Origin of the sequence: Pseudomonas sp. PNPG3, from assembly GCF_023093815.1 — a bacterium.
Taxonomy (GTDB): domain Bacteria; phylum Pseudomonadota; class Gammaproteobacteria; order Pseudomonadales; family Pseudomonadaceae; genus Aquipseudomonas; species Aquipseudomonas asiatica.
Genome location: NZ_JALLKV010000055.1, coordinates 1 through 18,855, shown reverse-complemented (window position 1 = coordinate 18,855; position 18,855 = coordinate 1). Strand labels below are relative to the sequence as shown.

Below are 18,855 nucleotides of genomic sequence, written 5' to 3'. Positions count from 1 at the left end.
GCGCGGTCCATGTGGGAGCCGGCTTGCCGCGATAGGGCTGCACAGCAGCCCCAAGTTCGTCAGGCCGTGGCGCTGACCATTCCGCCCGCGCTGCTGCCACCCTCTTGCTGCAACAACTCCAGTAACTGCGCCGTGGCCGCCATGATCTGCCCGTTGATAGTGGCAATGCTCGCCTGCTTGGCTCCCACCGCAGCCGCCTTGGCAGCCTCGTCCATTTTGCTGTCCATCAATGCAGCAAGCTGCTTCTGCTCCTCGGCCAGCTGCTTCTGCAAATCCTTGATCAACTGACGCAGCTCGGACACGGCCTGTGACTCCCCACTGCCTTCACTGTCCGTGGATTGCGCCTGGCCAGCCCCGCCAACCTTCATGCTGTCGCTACTGATGCTCAAGGGCCCCAGTGCCTCACCAGCCTGTTTCGCCTGCTCGCGATCGGCAGTTGCGTTCGCACTCAGCGTCTGGGCCGAAACGCCGTTGATTATCAAATTGCTTGCTGTTATCCCGCTCATCTCGGTTCCTTGCCTCGAGTTGGCTCCTTGTCGTATCCCCTATCGGCCACCCCTCACAGTTCTTTAGTCCGCTTAAATTCCCCCCCGACTGGCTCGTTCCAACACATGTACTTGCGCAGGAGCCGGAGCCCCGGCGGGCGTCCAAATTCGACCATTCAGGGAATCGCAGCCATGAGCCAGCCCTCACAGCAGGAAACCATCAAAGATCTGATCGGCGTGGGCTTCGGCCCTTCAAACCTGGCCCTGGCCATCGCCCTGGAGGAACTCGCCGAGTCCCAAGGCCATGCCCTCGACGCGCTGTTCATCGACAAGCAGCAGGACTATCGCTGGCACGGCGAAACCCTGGCCACTCAGAGCGAGCTGCAGATCTCGTTCCTCAAGGACTTGGTGTCGCTGCGCAACCCCACCAGCCCCTACAGCTTCGTCAACTACCTGCACCAGAAGCAGCGCCTGGCCGACTTCATCAACCTCGGCACCTTCTACCCGTGCCGCCTCGAGTACAACGACTACCTGCGCTGGGCCGCCGAGCACTTCGCCACCCAGGCGGTTTATGGGGAGGAAGTGCTGCGCATCGAGCCGGACGTGCAGGCGGGCCGGGTCGAGCACCTGCGCCTGGTCTCGCGCGACGCCCAAGGCCGCGAATACAGCCGCCGCACCCGTTCGGTGGTGGTCGGCAGCGGCGGTACGCCGAAAATCCCGGAAAAGTTCGGTGCCTTCAAGGACGACCCGCGGGTATTCCACCACTCCCAGTACCTGAGCAGCCTGAACAAGCTGCCATGCACCGCCGGCAAGCCGATGCGCATTGCCGTGATCGGTTCGGGCCAGAGCGCCGCCGAGGCGTTCATCGACCTCAACGACAGCTACCCGTCGGTCAAGGTCGACATGATCCTGCGTGGCTCGGCGCTCAAGCCTGCCGATGACAGCCCGTTCGTCAACGAGATCTTCTCGCCGGACTACACCGACCTGGTCTACAACGAACCGGCCGACCAGCGCAGCAAGCTGCTGGGCGAATACCACAACACCAACTATTCGGTGGTCGACCTCAACCTGATCGAACGCATCTACGGCATCCTTTACCGGCAGAAGGTCGCCCACCAGTACCGCCACAACGTGCTGTGCCGGCGCCAGGTCGAAGCCGTGGTGGCCACCCGCGAAGGCCTGGAGCTGACACTGCGCGACCTCGCCACCGGCCAGCAGCAGACCCACCGCTACGACGCGGTGATACTCGCCACCGGTTACGAGCGCCGCTCGCACCGTGACCTGCTGGCGCCCCTGGCCGGCTACCTGGAAGATTTCAGCGTCGACCGCAACTACCGCGTGCTGGCCAGCCCCGACCTGCAGGCCTCGGTGTACCTGCAGGGATTCTGCGAAAACAGCCACGGCCTGAGTGACACCCTGCTCTCGGTGCTGCCGGCGCGCGCTGCGGAAATTGGCCGCGCGCTGTACCAGGACCTGGCGCAGCTGCACGGCAAGCCGCAACCGGCAGTGGCCCTGACCCGCGCCTGATCCCCTGCCCTCAAGGCATGCACAGGTCCTGTAGGAGCGGCCTTGTGTCGCGAAAGGGCTGCAAAGCAGCCCCGGCAATTTGTGCGTCTGCGCTGAAACCCTGGGGCTGCTGCGCAGCCCTTTCGCGACACAAGGCCGCTCCTACAGGGTCGCGCCAGCTTTCAGGCTTCTTTGCCTGAAACATTTGCTTGCATTTAAAACGGCAGGTTTTCGATTCTCATTCGTCCTTATCAATACAGCCCCTCTTTGGCTGGGCACACGCTCGACTCCCCATTGCAGAAGACCGTCAGATGGCCAAATCACCGAAAAAATCCAAATCCAGGCTGTGGTTCCTGGTCCACAGCTGGCTCGCCTTGCCGATCTGGTTCTTTGTCCTGATCGTCTGCTTCACCGGCATGCTCGCGGTGGTCAGCCAGGAAATCGTCTGGCTGGCCGACCCCGCCGTGCGCGCCAACAAGCCCGACGCCGACGCCGAGCGCCTGAGCTTCCAGCAGGTACTGGACGCCATGCACAAGGCCGAGCCGGACATGGTGGTGGAGCGGCTGATCCAGCCCGACGGTTCGCACTTCGCGGTCAAAGCCAATGTCACTCTGCCTGACGGCACCAGCCCGACACTGTATGTAAACCCCTACACCGGTGCCATCCAGGGCAAGACCCCGGACTTCAACTTCGAAGCCTTTACCCGCGCCTTGCACGGCTGGTGGCTGGTGCCGTTCACCAGCGGTTTCAGCTGGGGCTGGTACCTGGTGTCGCTGCTCGGCCTGCCCATGCTGGCTTCACTGGTCACCGGCCTGGTGGTGTACAAGAAGTTCTGGAAGGGCTTCTTCAAGCCGGTGCGCACCGGCCATGGTTCGCGAATTTTCTGGGGCGACCTGCACCGCCTGGCCGGGGTCTGGTCGATCTGGTTCATTGCGGTCATTTCCATCACCGGCACCTGGTTCCTGATCCAGGCAATCCTGGCCGACAACCACATCACCATTTCCAGCCGGCCCATCGTGCCGGTGATCGCCCGTGAGGACGTGCCGCAAACCCCGAATGGCAGCCCGGCAGCGCGCATCGACCTGGATGAAGCGGCACGCATCGCCGGCCTGGCGGTCCCGGGGCTGGAGATCAGCTTCATCTCGCTGCCGGCTACCGCCTACAGCCACATCACCCTGGCCGGACCAGGCTGGTACCCGCTGATGTTCCAGAGCGCCTCGGTGAACCCGTACACGCGTAATGTCGACAGTCAGTTCCTGATCAGCGACCGCTCCGCCCTGGAGTTCGTCACCGAGTCGATGCGCCCGCTGCACACCGGCGATTTCGGCGGCCTGCCGATCAAGCTGGTGTGGTTCTTCTTCGGCCTGGTCCTCACCCTGATGGTGTTCAGCGGTTTGCTGATCTGGACCAAACGCACCGCCCAGGCCACCGCCGCCGCCCTCAAGCGCAGCGAGCGCGCACCGCGCATGGCGCGCCATGAACCCACCGTGGAGATCCGCCCATGAGCCAGGCCCAAGCCGTGACCGTCAGCCCGCTGAAGCAACTGTGGCTGAAGTGGCGTTTTCACTTGAACATCCTGCTGATTCTCATCCCGCTGGGCTTCATGCCCAAGTACTTCGCCGAGGCCAAGCTGTTTCGCGGCGAAGCGGGGCTCGGCGCCAATGTGATCCACGACATCCAGGTCGGCCCCTATACCCTGGACCTGGCCGAGATGCGTGACGAGGCGCCCCGCGCCGATGGCCCGGCCGGCCACTTCAAGGTCTTCAATGCATCGCTGTGCAAGGCCTGCGTCAACGGCGTCAAGGCGGCCTACCTGCGCATCGGCAAACCGCGCAGCCTGCGCGCCGCCGGCACGATTTTCTTCGGTGCGCCGTACAACATGGGCACCTCGTTGCCGATCCCGCCACGCACCAAGCCCGACGCGCAGATCTGGATCACCCTGGAAGGCTGGGACGGCAGCATGCACCAGGCGTCGGTCCCCCTGGCCAAGGCATCGCCAGCCACCGTGGCCTGGCTCGAGAAACAAGGAGGCAAGAAATGAAACACCTGATACGCACCCTCGCCCTGCCCTTGCTGGTGCTGGCCGCCTGCCCGGCCCTGGCGCACAACCCGATGTGCGAGTGTGAAGAGCTGGCTGGCGGCCAGGTCAAGTGCACCGGCGGCTTCTCGGACGGCAGCGGCGCCCCCGGAGTTACCCTGGATGTGATCGGCTACGACGAACAGGTGCTGGTCGGCGGCAAGCTCGGTGATGACTCGACCCTGACCTTCAAGCGCCCGGACGGCGAGTTCTACGTGCTGTTCGATGCCGGCCCCGGGCACGTGGTGGAAGTCGACTACGCCGATATTGCCCAGCCATGAGCCGCGCCCAAGTGATTCGCCCGGCCGGCGCCGGGCACGAAACCCTGTACGTGCTGCTGGTCAGCCTGCTGATCGTGGTACTCGCCACCGGCGTGGTGCTGCTGCGCGGCGAACGCGAGGATGAACAGGCCATCGCCAGCCACCAGATAGACGCCCGTCGCGACCTGACCGCCGCCGAGCAAGGCCTGTACACCGACTTGCGGGTGGCCTTCGACGAAATCCAGCTGCTGCGTGAAGAGAACACCGCTGCGCCCGGCGTACAGGCACTTGCCGAGGAAGGCCTGCCGCCGTTCGTGGTCGATGCCGGCAGCCAGGGCCGCGGCAGCCACCAATGGTCGTGGCTGGAGACCGGGGCGTACCTTGGCCGCAGCCAGGCCCCGGAAGTGGCCGGCAGCCTGCTGCTGATCCTGCCGGCCGACAGCACCGGCCAGGCCGATGTCTGGCTGCGCCCCGACAGCGCCGCCGTGACCCCGGACGACCTTGGCCAGGCCGCCCTGATCGCCGCCGGCTGGCAGCAGGTGGTCAGCCATTACGACGCCGGGGTCACCCGCGAACACCGTCACTGAACCCAAGGACTTCACCATGCTCCGCTCCGCCCTCGCCCTGCTCCTGGCCATTGCCCTGCCGACACAGGCCCTGGCCGATAACGGCAAGCCCCTGCGTATCGGCATTACCCTGCACCCCTACTACAGCTATGTGAGCAACATCGTCGGCGACAAGGCCGAAGTGGTGCCGCTGATTCCGGCAGGGTTCAACCCCCATGCCTACGAGCCACGGGCCGAGGACATCAAGCGCATCGGTACTTTGGACGTGGTGGTACTGAACGGCGTCGGCCATGACGATTTCGCCGACCGCATGATCGCCGCCAGCGAGAAGCCCGACATAAACACCATCGAGGCCAACCAGAACGTACCCTTGCTGGCGGCCACCGGCATTGCCGCCCGCGGCGCCGGCAAGGTGGTCAACCCGCACACCTTCCTGTCGATCAGCACCACCATCGCCCAGGTCAACAACATCGCCCGTGAACTGGGCAAGCTCGACCCGGACAACGCCAAGCTGTACACGCGAAACGCCCGCGCCTATGCCAAGCGCCTGCGCGCACTGCGTGCCGAAGCACTGGCCAAGGTCACCGAGGCACCCAGCGCCACCTTCCGGGTCGCCACCATCCATGCCGCCTACGACTACCTGGTACGTGACTTCGGCCTGGAAGTGACTGCGGTGGTCGAGCCAGCCCATGGCATCGAACCCAGCCCGGCCCAGCTGAAGAAGACCATCGACCAGCTCAAGGCGCTGGACGTGCGGGTGATCTTCTCGGAAATGGACTTCCCGTCGGCCTATGTCGAAACCATCCAGCGTGAATCCGGCGTGCGCCTGTACCCGCTTACACACATCTCCTACGGCGAATACACCAAGGACAAGTACGAAGTGGAGATGAAGCGCAACCTCGACACCGTGGTCCGCGCCATCCAGGAGAACCGCGCATGACCGCCGCCGCCAACCTGATGACAGCCTGCGGGCCGCGCATCGAGTTCGCCGGCATCGACCTCACCCTGGGCCGCACCCGCATCCTCGAACAGGTCAGCTTCAACGTCGCCGCCGGCAGCGTGCATGCCATCGTCGGCCCCAACGGCGGCGGCAAGAGTTCGCTGATCAAGACCCTGCTCGGGCAGATGCCGCACCAGGGCCAGCTGACCCTGCACTGGCCCGGCGAACGCGACGTGATCGGCTATGTGCCGCAGGCGCTGGAATTCGACCGTGGCCTGCCGATGACCGTGGACGATTTCATGGCTGCCATGTGCCAGCGCCGCCCTGCCTTCCTCGGCTTGTCGCGTCGCGTGCAGCCGGCCATCGACACAGCCTTGGCGCAGGTCGGCATGCTCGACAAGCGCAAACGGCGCATGGGCGCGCTTTCCGGTGGCGAACGCCAACGCGTGCTGCTGGCCCAGGGCCTGATCCCCGAGCCGCAACTGCTGGTGCTGGACGAACCGATGTCGGCCCTGGATGAAGCCGGCATCCAGGTGTTCGAACAACTGCTGCAGGGTTGGCGCCAGGCCGGCACCACCGTGCTGTGGATCGAACATGACCTGGAAGCCGTGATGCGTCTGGCCGACCGAGTTACCGGCCTGAGCCGCCAGGTACTGTTCGACGCCCCGCCCGCCCAGGCCCTGACCCCGGAGCGCCTGCTCGGCCTGTTCTCCGTTCACCCGCGTAGCGAGAGCCTTGCCTGATGAGTTTTGAAATCTTTCGGCAAACGGTCCAGGACTGGGCCAGTGCCGGGTACCTGCCGGAGGCGCTGGCCTACGGCTTCGTGGTCAACGCTTTGCTGGCCGGTTTGATGATCGGCCCGGTGCTGGGCGGCCTGGGTACCCTGGTGGTGGTCAAGCGCTTTGCCTTCTTCTCCGAGGCGGTCGGCCATGCCGCACTGACCGGCGTGGCCATCGGCATCCTGCTGGGCGAGCCCTACACCGGCCCCTACGGCAGCCTGTTCGGCTACTGCCTGCTGTTCGGCATCTTGCTCAACTTCCTGCGCAACCGCACCGGGCTGTCGCCGGACACGCTGATCGGCGTATTCCTGTCGGTGTCGCTGGCGCTGGGCGCCAGCCTGCTGCTGATGCTGGCGGGCAAGATCAACGTGCACATCCTCGAGAACGTGCTGTTCGGCTCGGTGCTGACCGTCAGCGGCCAGGACCTGGTGGTACTGGGCATCGTCGCGGTGCTGGTGCTGGCATTGGCAGTGCCGCTGTACAACCGCATCATGCTGGCCAGTTTCAACCCACAGCTGGCAGCCGTGCGCGGGGTGGCGGTGAAAACCCTGGACTACCTGTTCGTGGTGCTGGTGACCCTGGTCACCGTGGCCTCGGTGAAGGTGATCGGGGCGATCCTCGTCGGGGCACTGCTGGTGATCCCCGCTGCCGCCGCACGCCTGGTCAGCCAGTCGCTGAAGGGCTTTTTCTTCCTGTCGGTGCTGATCGCCACGCTGAGCACGCTGCTGGGCATCCTGCTGCCGATCGTTTTCGACCTGCCGGTGCCGTCCGGCGCCGCGATCATCCTGGTCGCGGGCATCTGCTTCGCCCTGGCGGCGCTGGCCCGCGCCCTCGTCCCCCGCCTGCAAGGAAACCCGGCATGAACCTGAAACGCCTGACCCTGGCGCTGGCCCTGGCCGGCCTGCCGTCGCTGTCTTTCGCCACGCAAGTGCTGACCACCCTGCCCGTCACCCACAGCCTGGCCAGCGCCTTGCTCGAGGGCACCAAGGTGCAGCTCAAGCGTGCAGCACCCGCCAACCTGCCTGCCAGCCGCCAGCCTTCCTATTTCAGCGGTCGCGGTGGCGCCAGCCTGCACAAGGCCGCGCAGCAGGCCGACGCGGTGATCGGCGTGCGCTCGATCTGGCATGACGACCCGCTGTACCCGATGGCCCGGCGTAGCAATATCCGGATCGTCGAAATCGACGCCGCACGGCCAGTGGATGGCGCGCTGCCGGGCATAGCGGTGAGCGGCGACGAGGCCTATGGCGCCTACCCCTGGCTCAACCCGACCAACTTCGGGCGCATGGCCGATGTGGTAGCCAATGACCTGGAGCGCTTGGCGCCGGGCGACAAGGCGCAGATCCAGGGCAACCTGGCCGGGCTCAAACGCCAGTTGCTGGAGCTTTCGGCGAGCAGCCAGACACGCTTGGCCAAGGTCGACAACCTGACGGTGGTGAGCCTGTCGGAACGGCTGGGTTATCTGGCCAGCGGGTTGAACCTGGACATGGTCGAGCAGCCGCTGCCAGCCGAGTGGGATGCGACTGCGCTGAAGGCGCTGGGGTACAACCTGAAGGCGCAGGATGTGGTGCTGGTGCTGGACCATCGGCAGCCGGAAGCGGCTGTGGCCGAGGTGATCAAGGCGTCCGGGGCGAAGCTGGTGGTCGTGGAGAGTGACCCTGAGGATGCACTTGCCGGGTTGAAGGCCAGTGTGGATCAGGTAGTTGCCGCCCTGGGCGAAAGCTGATCAGGCAGGCTGGCACGGTCAATGTGGGAGCGGCCTTGCGTCGCGAAAGGGCCGCATCGCGGCCCCAGGATTTCAGCACAGATGCACAAATTTCTGGGGCTGCTGCGCAGCCCTTTCGCGACGCAAGGCCGCTCCCACAGTTGATCGCGTTGAATGCAGCGCTAGCGCTTCATGCACCGCTGATAACGCTCATCCACCCGCCCGGCAAACCACGCCGTGGTCAGCTTGCGGGTGATCTTCGGGCTTTTCAGCTGGATCCCCGGCAGCACCGCCCGTGGCACCGGCTTGCCGGCCGCTGCATCAGCAAGGGCGAACACCCCGCTGTACAGCTTGCTGTCCTCGAAGGCCAGACTATCGCCCTGCTCCAGCTGGCTGCGAATCTGCGGGTTGCGCAGGCCCAGCTTTCCTCCCAGTTTGCGTGCCGCCTTTTCAGTGGTCCCGGGCATGATCGAGCCCGGCGCCACCAGGTCGCCATCCAGCGCCAGCGTTACCCCCGTCACCTTGCTCAGTGCCGCCTGGAATGCCGCATTGCGGCTTGCGTACCAGCCCGCGTTGAAATCCGCAAAGCGATACAGCTGGCGATCATAGTTGGCCGAATAGCCTAGCAAGTGGGCGATACCGAAATACATGCCGCCGCGCCGGGTGAACACTTCCTGGCGAATGCTGCCATCATGGCTGTAGGGGTAATCCCGTGCATGCTTTTCGGCAAAGTCGATGCTGACCTGCATCGGCCCACCGGTATGCACCGGGTTCAGCCCGCCCAGCAAGGTCTTGCCCAGCGGTACGCGAGCGATGACTTCGTCGTACAGTTCGCTCAGCTGCTTCTCGCTGCGCACCGCCTGCAAACGCTGCTGGTAGCTCTTGCCATTACCCGACGGCGCCTTCAGTGCACCGTCGACCAGCAGCTTGGGGATGTGCAGGCGCGCAGCGCGGCGGTCGATTTCCTCTCGGGCGATACGCCCCAGGTTGGGCACTTGCGGGTCGGCATTGAAGGTCGATTCCTGCTCGGTCACCGCCAGCACCGCGCACAGGTTGCTCTTGCTGGGGGCAATTCGCTGGGCGTCGAACGCCACCTGGATGTCCCGGGCCCAACCCTCGCGGTCCTTGGCCTGGGCGGGTAACAGCCGCAGCAGTTGGGCGCGGACCTTGGCCGGGTCCGTCTCGGGCGCTTCCTCACGACGCCCGGCGCAGCCTTGCAGCAGCGCCAGGGCCATCAACCCGGCAGCCAGTAACCGGCCGTTCAGGGCTGTTCACCGACCAGGTAGGTCTTGCTGATGTGCCGGAACAGCGGGTGGCTGGCACTGCCCATGAGCTCGAACAGAACCATTTCGCGGGTCACCACCTGCGCCCCCGCGGCCCGCATGCGCGCCAGCCCTGCGGCCTTGCTCGCCGGGGTACGGCTGTCGCAGGCATCCTCGACCACGAACACCTGCTTGCCCAGCGCCAGCAGGCCGAGCACGGTCTGCAGCACACACACGTGGGTTTCCATGCCACAGACAATCACTTGCTCACGCGCCATCAAACTTGCTGGCAGGCACTCGGCGGCCACGCAGGAAAAATGGCTTTTCTCCACCACCTCGGCGGCCGGCGCTGCGGCCAGCAGTTCGGCCAGGGTATGGCCCAGGCCTTTGGGGTACTGCTCGGAAATCACCGTCGGCAGTTCCAGCTCGTTCGTCGCTGCCAGCAGCCATCGGGCCCGCGCGCGGGTGCCTTCAGGGTCGCTCATGGCGCCGATGAGTTTTTCCTGGATGTCGACGACCAGCAGCGTGGCCTTGTGGGGATCGATCAGCATTGTCTGCCTCTTGCCTGGGAAAAGGCCTAGCCTCCCCCAGGCAAGCGGTGACGTCAATCAGGCGGACAGCCGAAGCGGTTGCAGCGACGCGGTGAGTGCAGCGAGCACCCGGTCCTCATGCTCATGGATGAAGAAGTGGCCGCCTGGGAACATCTGCAGCGAGAACGCCCCGAGGGTTTCCTTGCGCCAGGCCTGCAATTGCTCGTCACTGGCGCGGTCCTGCATGCCGCCCAACACGTGCAGCGGGCACTGCAAGGCCGGCCGCTGGCGGTAGGCGTAGGTACCACACAGCAGGAAGTCGGCGCGCAGGGTGGGCAAGGTCAGGCTCATCAGCTCGGCGTTGGCCAGCACTTCCTCTGGCGTGCCCTGAAGCTCGCGCAACTCGCCGATCAACTCGGCGTCGCTCTTGGGCTCGCGCCAGTTCTTGCCATCGTAGTCCTCGCGCCGGGTCGGTGCTGCGGTGCCGCAGGCGAACAGGGCCAGTGGCGCCGGGCAGCCCAGCGCTTGCAGCTCATGGGCAAGTTCAAATGCCAGCAAGGCGCCCAGGCTATGGCCGAGCAGCGCGTAAGGGGCGCTGGCCGCCAGGCGCTGTTCGGCGGCCAGTTGCCGGGCCAGGGCCTGCATGTCGGTGTGCAGTGGCTCGGCAATGCGCGCGCCACGCCCGGGCAGTTCCACCGGGCGCACCTGCAACCACGTCGGCAGCTTGCGCCGCCAGCGGCTGTAGACCATGGCGCTGGCCCCGGAATACGGCAGGCACAGCAGGTTCAATGCAGTCACTGGGCGGCGGCTTCGGCCATTTTCTGGCGCAGGCTCAGCGGGCGCATGTCGGTCCAGACTTCATCGATGTAGGCCAGGCAGTCCTTCTTCAGGCCGCTCTTGCCTACGGCACGCCAGCCGTTGGGGATGGCTTTGTAGTCGGGCCAGATCGAGTATTGCTCTTCGTGGTTGACCACTACCTGGAACTGGATATCGTCGCGGTCGAAAACGGAAGTCATTGCCTGTCTCCTTGAGTGATGGATGCCGCTGCGCGCCTGGCGCAGGGGGGCTTTCAAGTAGACGTGGCGTGCGGCGAAAAAATTAGTGGGGCTGACGCGGTCTTCAGGTATCCCGCAACAGGTCGTGGGTATCGAGCAAGCGGAAGGCCACCTGCGGATTGCGCTCCAGCCCACGGCGGATCGCCGCCGGGATCGACTGCCGGGTCTTGCGGCATAGGCCGAGCTGATCATCCAGCTCGATGACGATGCCGCGCATGGTGCGCACTTCGTTGAAACCGGGGGCAATGTGCACGCGAATGCCGAGGTTTTCATACATCCGCTGCTGCAGGCGTTGCAGGTCTTCCAGGTCCTTGAGGTTTTCCAGGCGGTCGAGCAGGCGTTTCTCTTCCTGGCGGGTCAGCAGGAGGATGCGCTGAGCGGCCTGCGGGTGATCGACCAAGTGTTCGCGGCCGCAGTCGCAGGCGCCAGGGGGGCAAGGTTGGCGCAGAGGCGGTGTAGTGCTCATGGAGCAATCATAGCCTGTACCGGCCTATTCGCGGGTGAACCCGCTCCTACAGGTCCCCGGTAAAACTTTCCTGTCAGGCAAAAAAAATTCACAAACCTCTAGACCGTCACCCGCCTCTTCGCCTATAAATCGCCTAAAGGAAATTTATATTCCTACCAAGAAATATTTCTTCGCCTCCACGCGAAGCCTCTTTTGCCCTTGTGCCCGACCTGCCCCACTCCATCACGAGGCCTATCCGACATGCATCCCGCTCCCGATCACTTCATCCTGCGCGTCAGTTGCCCGGCCGTGTCCGGCATCGTCGCCGCGGTGACCACCTACCTGGCCGAGCACGGTTGCTACATCAGCGAGATGGCGCAGTTCGACGACGAGGACAACGGGCGCTTCTTCATGCGCGCGGTGTTCCGCTACAACACCGGTGTCACGGGTGACACACCGCAGCTGGAAGCCGGCTTTGCCGATGTCGCCCAGCGTTTCGACATGCAGTGGAGCCTGCACAGCAGTGCCCGGCCGATGCGCGTGCTGCTGATGGTGAGCAAGTTCGACCACTGTCTGTCCGACCTGTTGTACCGCCATGCCAAGGGCGAGCTGGACATGCAGATCACCGCCGTGGTCTCCAACCACCTGGACCTGCGCCCGATGGCCGAGCGCCAGGGCATCCGTTTCGTCTACCTGCCGGTCAGCAAGGACACCAAGGCCGAACAGGAAGCCGCGCTGCTGCGCATCGTCGAGGACACCGGCACTGAACTGGTGGTGCTGGCGCGCTACATGCAGATCCTCTCCGACGACCTGTGCCGCCAGCTGTCAGGCCGGGCGATCAACATCCACCATTCGTTCCTGCCCGGTTTCAAAGGCGCCAAGCCTTATCACCAGGCCTACCAGCGCGGGGTGAAGCTGATCGGTGCCACCGCCCACTATGTCACCAGCGACCTCGACGAAGGCCCGATCATCGAGCAGGAAGTACAGCGCGTGGACCATGCCTACGCACCGCATGACCTGGTGGCCATCGGCCGCGACACCGAGACCATCGCCCTGTCCCGCGCCGTGAAATACCACCTGGAGCATCGGGTGTTCCTGAACCACGACCGCACGGTGATCTTCAAATGAACGCCACTCCCAGTATCAAGCTGATCGACGGCAAGGCCACCGCGACGCGGGTGCTGGCCGAGGTACGCGAGCAGGTGCAGGAGCTGCGCCAGGGCGGCGTGCAACCGAGCCTGGCGGTGGTGCTGGTCGGCGCCGACGCTGCCAGCCAGGTGTACGTGCGCAACAAGGTGCTGCGTGCCGAAGAGGTGGGCATCCGCTCGCTGGAGCATCGCCTGCCCGCAGACACCAGCCAGGCCGAGCTGCTGGCCCTGATCGACCGCCTCAACCGCGACACCGAGGTCAACGGCATCCTCGTGCAACTGCCGTTGCCGGCCCATATCGACGAACACCGCATTCTTCAGGCGATCAGCCCACTGAAGGATGTGGACGGCTTCCACAGCGAGAACGTCGGCGGCCTGGCCCAGGGCCGCGATGTGCTCACCCCGTGCACGCCCAGCGGCTGCATGCGCCTGCTGCGCGATGCCTGTGGCGAACTGCGTGGCAAGCATGCGGTGGTGGTCGGCCGCTCGAACATCGTCGGCAAGCCCATGGCCGCCCTGCTGCTGCAGGCCGACTGCACGGTGACCGTGGTGCATTCGCGCAGCCGCGACCTGCCGGCCTTGTGTCGCCAGGCAGACATCCTGGTGGCCGCAGTGGGCAAGCCACGGCTGATCGGTGCCGACTGGCTCAAGCCTGGCGCGGTGGTGATCGATGTCGGTATCAACCGCATCGACGAAGGCGGCCACAGCCGCCTGGTCGGCGATGTCGACTTCGCCGCCGCCCTGCCCCAGGTGGCCGGCATCACCCCGGTACCCGGCGGCGTCGGCCCGATGACCATCGCCTACCTGATGAAAAACACCCTGCTCGCCCTCGACCTGCAACAACAGGCCGCCCACCAGGAGCGCACCCCATGCCTTTCGCCCTGCTGAAATACGGCCTGAGCGCCGACTACCCGGTGGAGGTCGACCTGCCACCACCGTGCGAACTCAAGCCACGCTATGACGTGGTGATCATCGGCGGCGGCGGCCACGGCGTGGCCATCGCCTACTACCTGGCCAAGTACCATGGCATCACCAATGTCGCCGTGCTGGAGAAGGCCTACCTGGGCGGCGGCAATACTGCGCGCAACACAGCGGTAATCCGCTCCAACTACCTCACCAGTGAGGGTGTGCGCTTCTATGCAGAATCGGTGCGCATGTTCCAGAACCTGTCGAACGAGTTCGACTTCAACATCATGTATTCCGAGCGCGGTCAGCTCACCCTCGCGCACACCGACGCCACCGTGCGCGCCTTCCGCCAGCGCGCCGAGGTCAACAAGCACTTTGGCGGGCGCACTGAAATGATCGACCGCCAGCAGATCCGCGAGCTGGTGCCGAGCCTGAACCTCGACCCCGGTCACCTGCCGGTACTCGCCGGCCTTTGGCACATCGATGGTGCCACCGCCCGCCACGACGCGGTGGCCTGGGGCTACGCCAAGCAGGCTGCCAAGCGCGGCGTCGAGATCCACCAGCTGACCGAAGTGCAGGACCTGCTGATCCGAAATGGCCGCATCGAGGCGGTGAAGACCAACCGTGGCACCGTGCAGTGCGGTTGCGTGGTACAGGCCGTGGCCGGGGCCAGTTCGCTGCTGATGGCCAAGGCCGGCATTCGTGCGCCGATCCACACCTACCCGCTGCAGGCCATGGTCACCCAGCCGTTCAAGCCGTTTCTCGACCCACTGGTGAGCTCCTCGGCGCTGCACTGCTACGTGCAGCAGACCAGCCGCGGCGAGATCGTCTTTGGCGGCGGCTCCGACCCCTACCCGCTGTACAACACCCGCTCCACCCTCGACCTCAAGGAGAGCTTGCTGGCACACGCCATCGAGATGTTCCCGTTCATGGCCAACGCCAAGCTGATGCGCCAGTGGGCCGGGATCACCGACATGACCCCGGACTACAGCCCGATCATGGGCCTGTCGCCGGTGCACAACTATTACCTGGACGCCGGCTGGGGCACCTGGGGTTTCAAGGCCACGCCGATCTGCGGCAAGACCATGGCCGAGCTCGTCGCCAGTGGCGGCAAGGTGCCGGAACTGATTGCACCCTTTGCCCTGGAGCGCTTCAGCCGCTTCCAGCAAGTCAACGAAATGGGCGCCACCGCGGCCAGCCACTAAGGAGCGACGACGATGAAGATCCTGACCTGCCCCTTGAACGGCCCGCGCAATATCAGCGAGTTCACCTACGGCGGCGAATTCAGGCACATGCCCGACCCGGCCAGCTGCAGCGATGCGCAATGGGCCGACTATGTGTTCAACAGCGACAACCTGGCCGGGGTGGTGACCGAGTGGTGGCTGCACAACGCCTCCAGCTACTGGTTCCTGGCCGAACGCCACACGGTGAGCGACCAGGTGCTGCGCACCTTCGACCCGAAAGAACTGTTCGACCGCCGCGTCGACTTCACCCCCGCCGCCACCCCGGAGATTGCCGGATGAACAGCCACACTCGCCTCCCCGCGCCCATGGGCCTGCTGATCGACCGCGAGCGGCCCCTGCACTTCCAGTTCGACGGCCAGGCCTGCCAGGGCTTTGCCGGTGACAGCATCGCCAGCGCCCTGCTCGGCAGTGGCCGCTGGCTGCTGTCGCGCTCGTTCAAGTACCACCGCCCGCGCGGCCCGCTGAGCATGGCCGGGCAGGATGCCAACACCCTGGTGCAGCTGCCGGACGAGCCCAATGTGCTGGCCGACCTGGAAGCCGCCCGCGATGGCCAGGTAGTCGAAGGGCAAAACTTCAACGGTAGCCTGGCGCACGATCGCGACGCCTACCTGGGCAAGTTTTCGCGCTTCATGCCGGTGGGCTTCTATTACCGCTCGTTCTACAAGCCCAAGGGCATGTGGAAGGTGTGGGAGCCGCTGATCCGCAAGAAGGCCGGCCTGGGCGTGCTCGACCTAGGCTTCAGGCCGCAGTATTACGACAAGGCCTATCTGTTCGTCGATCTGGCCGTGATCGGCGCTGGCCCGGCTGGCCTGCGTGCGGCACTGGACGCGGCCAATGCCGGGGCCAAGGTGTTGCTTGTCGAGCAACAGCCGGTGCTTGGCGGCTCGCTCACCTACGCCCGCTTCGACATTGCCGGCACCCGCGCCACCAGCCTGCGCCAGGAACTGCTGGCTGCCGTCGAGGGCCACCCGAACATCCAGGTGCTGCTGGACGCCACCTGCAACGGCTGGTTCACCGACAACTACCTGCCGGTGATCCAGCACAAGCGCCTGTACAAGGTGCGCGCCAGCCGCTGCCTGGTGGCGGCCGGTTCGTTCGACCAGCCAGTTGTGTTCCGCAACAACGACCTGCCGGGGGTCATGCTGACCAGCGCCGTGCAGCGGCTGATGAAGCTGTACGCGGTAAAACCCGGCCAGCGCGCGGTAGTCCTCACCGGCCACGATGACGGCTACCTCGCCGCCCTCGACCTGCAGGAGCAAGGCGTGGCCGTGGCCGCGGTGGTCGACATGCGCGCTGCGCCAGCCGATGCCGCAGTGGCCGCCGAACTGAAGCGCCGCGATATACCCGTGCACCTGGGCAGCACCGTGTACGAAGCCCTGCACGAAGCGGGCATGCGCCACGTGAGTGGCGTGGATATTCGCCCGATCACCGGCCAGGGCAAGGTCGGCCCGCATGGCCTGCGCCTGGCCTGCGACCTGCTGTGCATGTCGGCAGGCTACATGCCGGTGTACCAGTTGCCGTGCCAGGCTGGCGGCAAGCTGGCCTACGATGTGAACCGCGACGAATTCGTCATCAGTAACCTGCCGGCCGGGCTGGATATCGCCGGTTCGGTGAACGGCCGTCACGCACTGGGCAATGTGCTGGCCGACGCCACTCGCGGGGCTGCCGATGCGCTGGCAGCGCTGGGCCTGGAAGCGCCGGTGCAGCCCGTGTTCAGTGCCGAATCCAAGGTCAACTTCCCCTGGCCGATCTTCCCCCACCCCAAGGGCAAGGATTTCGTCGACTTCGACGAAGACCTGCAAGTGCGCGACATCGTCAACGCCACGCGCAGCGGCTACCGCGATGTGCAACTGGTCAAGCGCTTCTCCACGGTCGGCATGGGCCCGTCCCAGGGCCGCCACTCGGCGCTGCCGACCGCCCGCCTGGTGGCCCACGCCACCGGGCGCAGCATCAGCGAAACCGGGGTGACCACCGCCCGTCCACCGTTCCAGGCGGAAAAACTGGCCCACGTCGCCGGCCGCGCCTTCGACCCGTACCGGCAAACGCCCATGCACCGCCGCCACCTGGAAGCCGGGGCGAAGATGATGCCGGCCGGCATCTGGCAGCGCCCGGCCTATTATGGCAAGCCCGAGGACCGCGAACGCTGCATGCAGGAGGAAGCCCGCCATGTGCGCGAGAAGGTCGGCCTGATCGACGTTTCCACCCTCGGTGGCCTGGATGTGCGCGGCCCCGACGCCGCCGAACTGCTGGAGCGCCTTTACACCTTCGGCTTCGCCAAGCTGGCCATCGGCCGCACCCGCTACGCGCTGATGACCAACGAGCATGGCGTGGTAATCGATGACGGCGTGTGCGCCCGGCTGGGCGAGCAGCACTTCTACGTCACCGCCACCACCAGCGGCGTCGACCGCATCTACCAGCAGATGCTGAAGTGGAATGCGCAATGGCGCCTGGATGTGGACATTACCAACGTCACCGCCGCGCTGGCCGCGGTCAACCTGGCCGGGCCGCTTTCACGCCAGGTGCTGGCCAAGGTGTGTGACGATGTGGACCTGTCGGCCGAGGCCTTCCCTTACCTCGGCGTACGCCAGGGCACAGTGGCCGGCATTGCCGCGCGCATCCTGCGGGTGGGCTTTGTGGGTGAACTGGGCTACGAAGTGCATGTGCCGGCGCGCCACGCCGAGCGCCTGTGGGATACCTTGATGCAGGCTGGCGCGGGGTTGGGCATTCGCCCGTTCGGCGTCGAGACCCAACGCCTGCTGCGCCTGGAAAAGGGCCACGTGATCATCAGCCAGGACACCGACGGCATGACCCACCCGGCGGAGATCGACATGCAATGGGCCATCGGCCGCAAGAAGCCATTCTTCGTCGGCAAACGCTCGATCGAGATCCTCGAAGCGCAGCCGCTCAAGCGCAAACTGGTCGGCTTCACCCTGCCCAAGGGCAGCCCGCAACCGCTGGAGGGGCATCTGGTGCTGGACGGGGCGGACATCAGCGGCAACGTCACATCCTGCGAATACTCGCAAACCCTGGGGCAGATCATCGGCCTGGCTTACGCCGGTGCCCATCAGGCCACGCCTGGCACGCACATCCCGATCCGCGTTGAGGGCGGCGTGATGGTCAATGCCAAGGTGGTGCCACTGCCGTTCCACGATCCCGACAACCTGCGCCAGGAGCTCTGAGCCATGACCAGTTTGCAAGCCAAAGCTTTTATTTCACTCGGCCCGCGGGCCGAACTGCTGCATACCTGCGCGTTGACTGACCTGACCGATCTGGCACGGGTCGGGTTTCGCGGGGGCGACAGTGCCGCTTGCCTGCAGGCGCGTGGCTACCGCTTGCCGTCGCTACCCAACCAGGCCGTGCGCCAGGAAGACGGTGGCTGGATAGCGCGCTTGTCGCAGACCGAGTACCTGTTGCTGGGCAGCCTGGCCGACGGCGGTGCACGGGTGGCTGCCGAAGAGGCCGAGTGGGTGCAGGATGCCCGGCGCAACTACCTGCTGCCGCGTCAGGATAGCCATGCCTGGCTGCAGCTCTCGGGGGTGCATTGCAGCGCGGTGATGGCCAAGTTGTGCGGTGTGGACTTGCGCGCCCGGGCGTTTCCCGTTGGGGCGGTGGCGCAGACCTCGGCGGCGCGGATCAACGTGATCGTACTGAATGTGGGGAGCGATGAGAGGCCGGCCTTGCAGTTGCTGTTTGATCGGGCGTCGCTGGCGTATTTCCGTGAAGCGGTGCTGGATGCCATGGATGAGTTCGATGGTGGGTGGGTCGGGGTAGATGAATTGATGCGTTGACCTGCACCGGCCTCTTCGCGGGTAAACCCGCTCCCACAGGGTAATCACTGGGCTTGGGGCTGTGGAGTACCTGTGGGAGCGGGCAGGCCCGCGAAGAAGCCAACGCGGGAGGGTGTCAGAAATTTTGTGTTCGGGCATAACATGAGTAAGAGGTGCATGTAT

General features: G+C 65.4%; 21 protein-coding genes. 15 read left to right on the top strand and 6 right to left on the bottom strand.

Features of this window, described 5'->3' with window-relative positions:
* Nucleotides 1-59: 59 nt before the first annotated feature.
* Nucleotides 60-506, bottom strand: a complete 447-nt coding sequence (locus MJ643_RS25080) for a hypothetical protein (protein WP_013973129.1) — start codon at nt 504-506, stop codon at nt 60-62.
* Between the two features lie 171 nt (nt 507-677).
* On the opposite strand from MJ643_RS25080, the gene MJ643_RS25075 reads away from it, so the two are divergent.
* From MJ643_RS25075 to MJ643_RS25035, 9 genes are all read left to right on the top strand, one after another.
* Nucleotides 678-2,012, top strand: coding sequence for a SidA/IucD/PvdA family monooxygenase (locus MJ643_RS25075; RefSeq protein WP_013973130.1), 1,335 nt, complete (start codon nt 678-680; stop codon nt 2,010-2,012).
* A 290-nt stretch (nt 2,013-2,302) separates the two neighbouring features.
* Nucleotides 2,303-3,496 (top strand): PepSY domain-containing protein, encoded by a 1,194-nt coding sequence (locus tag MJ643_RS25070; RefSeq protein ID WP_013973131.1) that lies wholly within the window; start codon nt 2,303-2,305, stop codon nt 3,494-3,496.
* Entirely contained in the window at nt 3,493-4,032 is a 540-nt protein-coding gene (locus tag MJ643_RS25065; protein WP_013973132.1) for a hypothetical protein, read from the top strand. The genes MJ643_RS25070 and MJ643_RS25065 overlap by 4 nt, the downstream gene beginning before the upstream one ends.
* Nucleotides 4,029-4,349, top strand: a complete 321-nt coding sequence (locus MJ643_RS25060; protein ID WP_013973133.1) for a hypothetical protein — start codon at nt 4,029-4,031, stop codon at nt 4,347-4,349. Before MJ643_RS25065 ends, MJ643_RS25060 begins: the two co-directional genes overlap by 4 nt.
* Nucleotides 4,346-4,915: a DUF6162 family protein gene (locus MJ643_RS25055; RefSeq protein ID WP_208209503.1), complete on the top strand. Its 570-nt coding sequence runs from the start codon at nt 4,346-4,348 to the stop codon at nt 4,913-4,915. The genes MJ643_RS25060 and MJ643_RS25055 overlap by 4 nt, the downstream gene beginning before the upstream one ends.
* Before the next feature lie 16 nt (nt 4,916-4,931).
* Nucleotides 4,932-5,834 (top strand): metal ABC transporter substrate-binding protein, encoded by a 903-nt coding sequence (locus tag MJ643_RS25050; RefSeq protein ID WP_024087348.1) that lies wholly within the window; start codon nt 4,932-4,934, stop codon nt 5,832-5,834.
* The gene (locus tag MJ643_RS25045; protein ID WP_038409923.1) at nt 5,831-6,577 is read left to right on the top strand and encodes a metal ABC transporter ATP-binding protein; all 747 of its coding nucleotides are present in this window, start codon (nt 5,831-5,833) and stop codon (nt 6,575-6,577) included. The genes MJ643_RS25050 and MJ643_RS25045 overlap by 4 nt, the downstream gene beginning before the upstream one ends.
* Nucleotides 6,577-7,476, top strand: coding sequence for a metal ABC transporter permease (locus MJ643_RS25040; RefSeq protein ID WP_023662804.1), 900 nt, complete (start codon nt 6,577-6,579; stop codon nt 7,474-7,476). Before MJ643_RS25045 ends, MJ643_RS25040 begins: the two co-directional genes overlap by 1 nt.
* On the top strand, nt 7,473-8,336 hold the full coding sequence (locus MJ643_RS25035; protein WP_208209502.1) for a zinc ABC transporter substrate-binding protein: 864 nt from the start codon (nt 7,473-7,475) through the stop codon (nt 8,334-8,336). The genes MJ643_RS25040 and MJ643_RS25035 overlap by 4 nt, the downstream gene beginning before the upstream one ends.
* Before the next feature lie 161 nt (nt 8,337-8,497).
* Here the strand turns inward: MJ643_RS25035 and MJ643_RS25030 are convergent, their stop codons facing one another.
* From MJ643_RS25030 to MJ643_RS25010, 5 genes are all read right to left on the bottom strand, one after another.
* A complete protein-coding gene (locus MJ643_RS25030; protein WP_196185007.1) occupies nt 8,498-9,550 on the bottom strand; it encodes a DUF1615 domain-containing protein in 1,053 nt (350 codons plus the stop codon).
* A gap of 26 nt (nt 9,551-9,576) precedes the next feature.
* Nucleotides 9,577-10,128 (bottom strand): hydrolase, encoded by a 552-nt coding sequence (locus MJ643_RS25025; RefSeq protein WP_015270830.1) that lies wholly within the window; start codon nt 10,126-10,128, stop codon nt 9,577-9,579.
* Between the two features lie 57 nt (nt 10,129-10,185).
* On the bottom strand, nt 10,186-10,905 hold the full coding sequence (locus MJ643_RS25020; protein ID WP_196185008.1) for an alpha/beta fold hydrolase: 720 nt from the start codon (nt 10,903-10,905) through the stop codon (nt 10,186-10,188).
* Entirely contained in the window at nt 10,902-11,123 is a 222-nt protein-coding gene (locus MJ643_RS25015) for an MbtH family protein (protein ID WP_003256222.1), read from the bottom strand. Before MJ643_RS25015 ends, MJ643_RS25020 begins: the two co-directional genes overlap by 4 nt.
* A gap of 103 nt (nt 11,124-11,226) precedes the next feature.
* On the bottom strand, nt 11,227-11,628 hold the full coding sequence (locus MJ643_RS25010) for a hypothetical protein (protein WP_023662857.1): 402 nt from the start codon (nt 11,626-11,628) through the stop codon (nt 11,227-11,229).
* A 240-nt stretch (nt 11,629-11,868) separates the two neighbouring features.
* On the opposite strand from MJ643_RS25010, the gene purU reads away from it, so the two are divergent.
* The 6 genes from purU to MJ643_RS24980 are packed head-to-tail and all read left to right on the top strand — an operon-like array spanning nt 11,869 to nt 18,693.
* Nucleotides 11,869-12,735 (top strand): formyltetrahydrofolate deformylase, encoded by an 867-nt coding sequence (gene purU / locus MJ643_RS25005; protein ID WP_023662858.1) that lies wholly within the window; start codon nt 11,869-11,871, stop codon nt 12,733-12,735.
* A complete protein-coding gene (gene folD, locus MJ643_RS25000; RefSeq protein ID WP_013973143.1) occupies nt 12,732-13,643 on the top strand; it encodes a bifunctional methylenetetrahydrofolate dehydrogenase/methenyltetrahydrofolate cyclohydrolase FolD in 912 nt (303 codons plus the stop codon). Before purU ends, folD begins: the two co-directional genes overlap by 4 nt.
* A complete protein-coding gene (locus MJ643_RS24995; protein WP_013973144.1) occupies nt 13,625-14,866 on the top strand; it encodes an FAD-dependent oxidoreductase in 1,242 nt (413 codons plus the stop codon). The genes folD and MJ643_RS24995 overlap by 19 nt, the downstream gene beginning before the upstream one ends.
* Nucleotides 14,867-14,878: 12 nt before the next feature.
* Complete coding sequence (locus MJ643_RS24990; protein ID WP_013973145.1) at nt 14,879-15,184, top strand: sarcosine oxidase subunit delta; 306 nt, start codon at nt 14,879-14,881, stop codon at nt 15,182-15,184.
* Entirely contained in the window at nt 15,181-18,084 is a 2,904-nt protein-coding gene (locus MJ643_RS24985) for a 2Fe-2S iron-sulfur cluster-binding protein (protein WP_024087354.1), read from the top strand. The genes MJ643_RS24990 and MJ643_RS24985 overlap by 4 nt, the downstream gene beginning before the upstream one ends.
* Nucleotides 18,085-18,087: 3 nt before the next feature.
* The gene (locus MJ643_RS24980) at nt 18,088-18,693 is read left to right on the top strand and encodes a sarcosine oxidase (protein ID WP_013973147.1); all 606 of its coding nucleotides are present in this window, start codon (nt 18,088-18,090) and stop codon (nt 18,691-18,693) included.
* The last annotated feature ends 162 nt before the right edge of the window (nt 18,694-18,855 follow it).

Coding starts and splice junctions, on each gene's coding strand:
- MJ643_RS25065 (WP_013973132.1), top strand. CDS start 3,493: ATGAGCCAGGCCCAAGCCGTGACCGTCAGCCCGCTGAAGCAACTGTGG.
- MJ643_RS25010 (WP_023662857.1), bottom strand. CDS start 11,628: ATGAGCACTACACCGCCTCTGCGCCAACCTTGCCCCCCTGGCGCCTGC.
- MJ643_RS25025 (WP_015270830.1), bottom strand. CDS start 10,128: ATGCTGATCGATCCCCACAAGGCCACGCTGCTGGTCGTCGACATCCAG.
- MJ643_RS25045 (WP_038409923.1), top strand. CDS start 5,831: ATGACCGCCGCCGCCAACCTGATGACAGCCTGCGGGCCGCGCATCGAG.
- MJ643_RS25030 (WP_196185007.1), bottom strand. CDS start 9,550: ATGGCCCTGGCGCTGCTGCAAGGCTGCGCCGGGCGTCGTGAGGAAGCG.
- MJ643_RS25055 (WP_208209503.1), top strand. CDS start 4,346: ATGAGCCGCGCCCAAGTGATTCGCCCGGCCGGCGCCGGGCACGAAACC.
- MJ643_RS24995 (WP_013973144.1), top strand. CDS start 13,625: ATGCCTTTCGCCCTGCTGAAATACGGCCTGAGCGCCGACTACCCGGTG.
- MJ643_RS25035 (WP_208209502.1), top strand. CDS start 7,473: ATGAACCTGAAACGCCTGACCCTGGCGCTGGCCCTGGCCGGCCTGCCG.
- MJ643_RS25070 (WP_013973131.1), top strand. CDS start 2,303: ATGGCCAAATCACCGAAAAAATCCAAATCCAGGCTGTGGTTCCTGGTC.
- MJ643_RS25050 (WP_024087348.1), top strand. CDS start 4,932: ATGCTCCGCTCCGCCCTCGCCCTGCTCCTGGCCATTGCCCTGCCGACA.
- MJ643_RS25075 (WP_013973130.1), top strand. CDS start 678: ATGAGCCAGCCCTCACAGCAGGAAACCATCAAAGATCTGATCGGCGTG.
- MJ643_RS24990 (WP_013973145.1), top strand. CDS start 14,879: ATGAAGATCCTGACCTGCCCCTTGAACGGCCCGCGCAATATCAGCGAG.
- folD (WP_013973143.1), top strand. CDS start 12,732: ATGAACGCCACTCCCAGTATCAAGCTGATCGACGGCAAGGCCACCGCG.
- MJ643_RS24980 (WP_013973147.1), top strand. CDS start 18,088: ATGACCAGTTTGCAAGCCAAAGCTTTTATTTCACTCGGCCCGCGGGCC.
- MJ643_RS25080 (WP_013973129.1), bottom strand. CDS start 506: ATGAGCGGGATAACAGCAAGCAATTTGATAATCAACGGCGTTTCGGCC.
- MJ643_RS24985 (WP_024087354.1), top strand. CDS start 15,181: ATGAACAGCCACACTCGCCTCCCCGCGCCCATGGGCCTGCTGATCGAC.
- purU (WP_023662858.1), top strand. CDS start 11,869: ATGCATCCCGCTCCCGATCACTTCATCCTGCGCGTCAGTTGCCCGGCC.
- MJ643_RS25060 (WP_013973133.1), top strand. CDS start 4,029: ATGAAACACCTGATACGCACCCTCGCCCTGCCCTTGCTGGTGCTGGCC.
- MJ643_RS25040 (WP_023662804.1), top strand. CDS start 6,577: ATGAGTTTTGAAATCTTTCGGCAAACGGTCCAGGACTGGGCCAGTGCC.
- MJ643_RS25015 (WP_003256222.1), bottom strand. CDS start 11,123: ATGACTTCCGTTTTCGACCGCGACGATATCCAGTTCCAGGTAGTGGTC.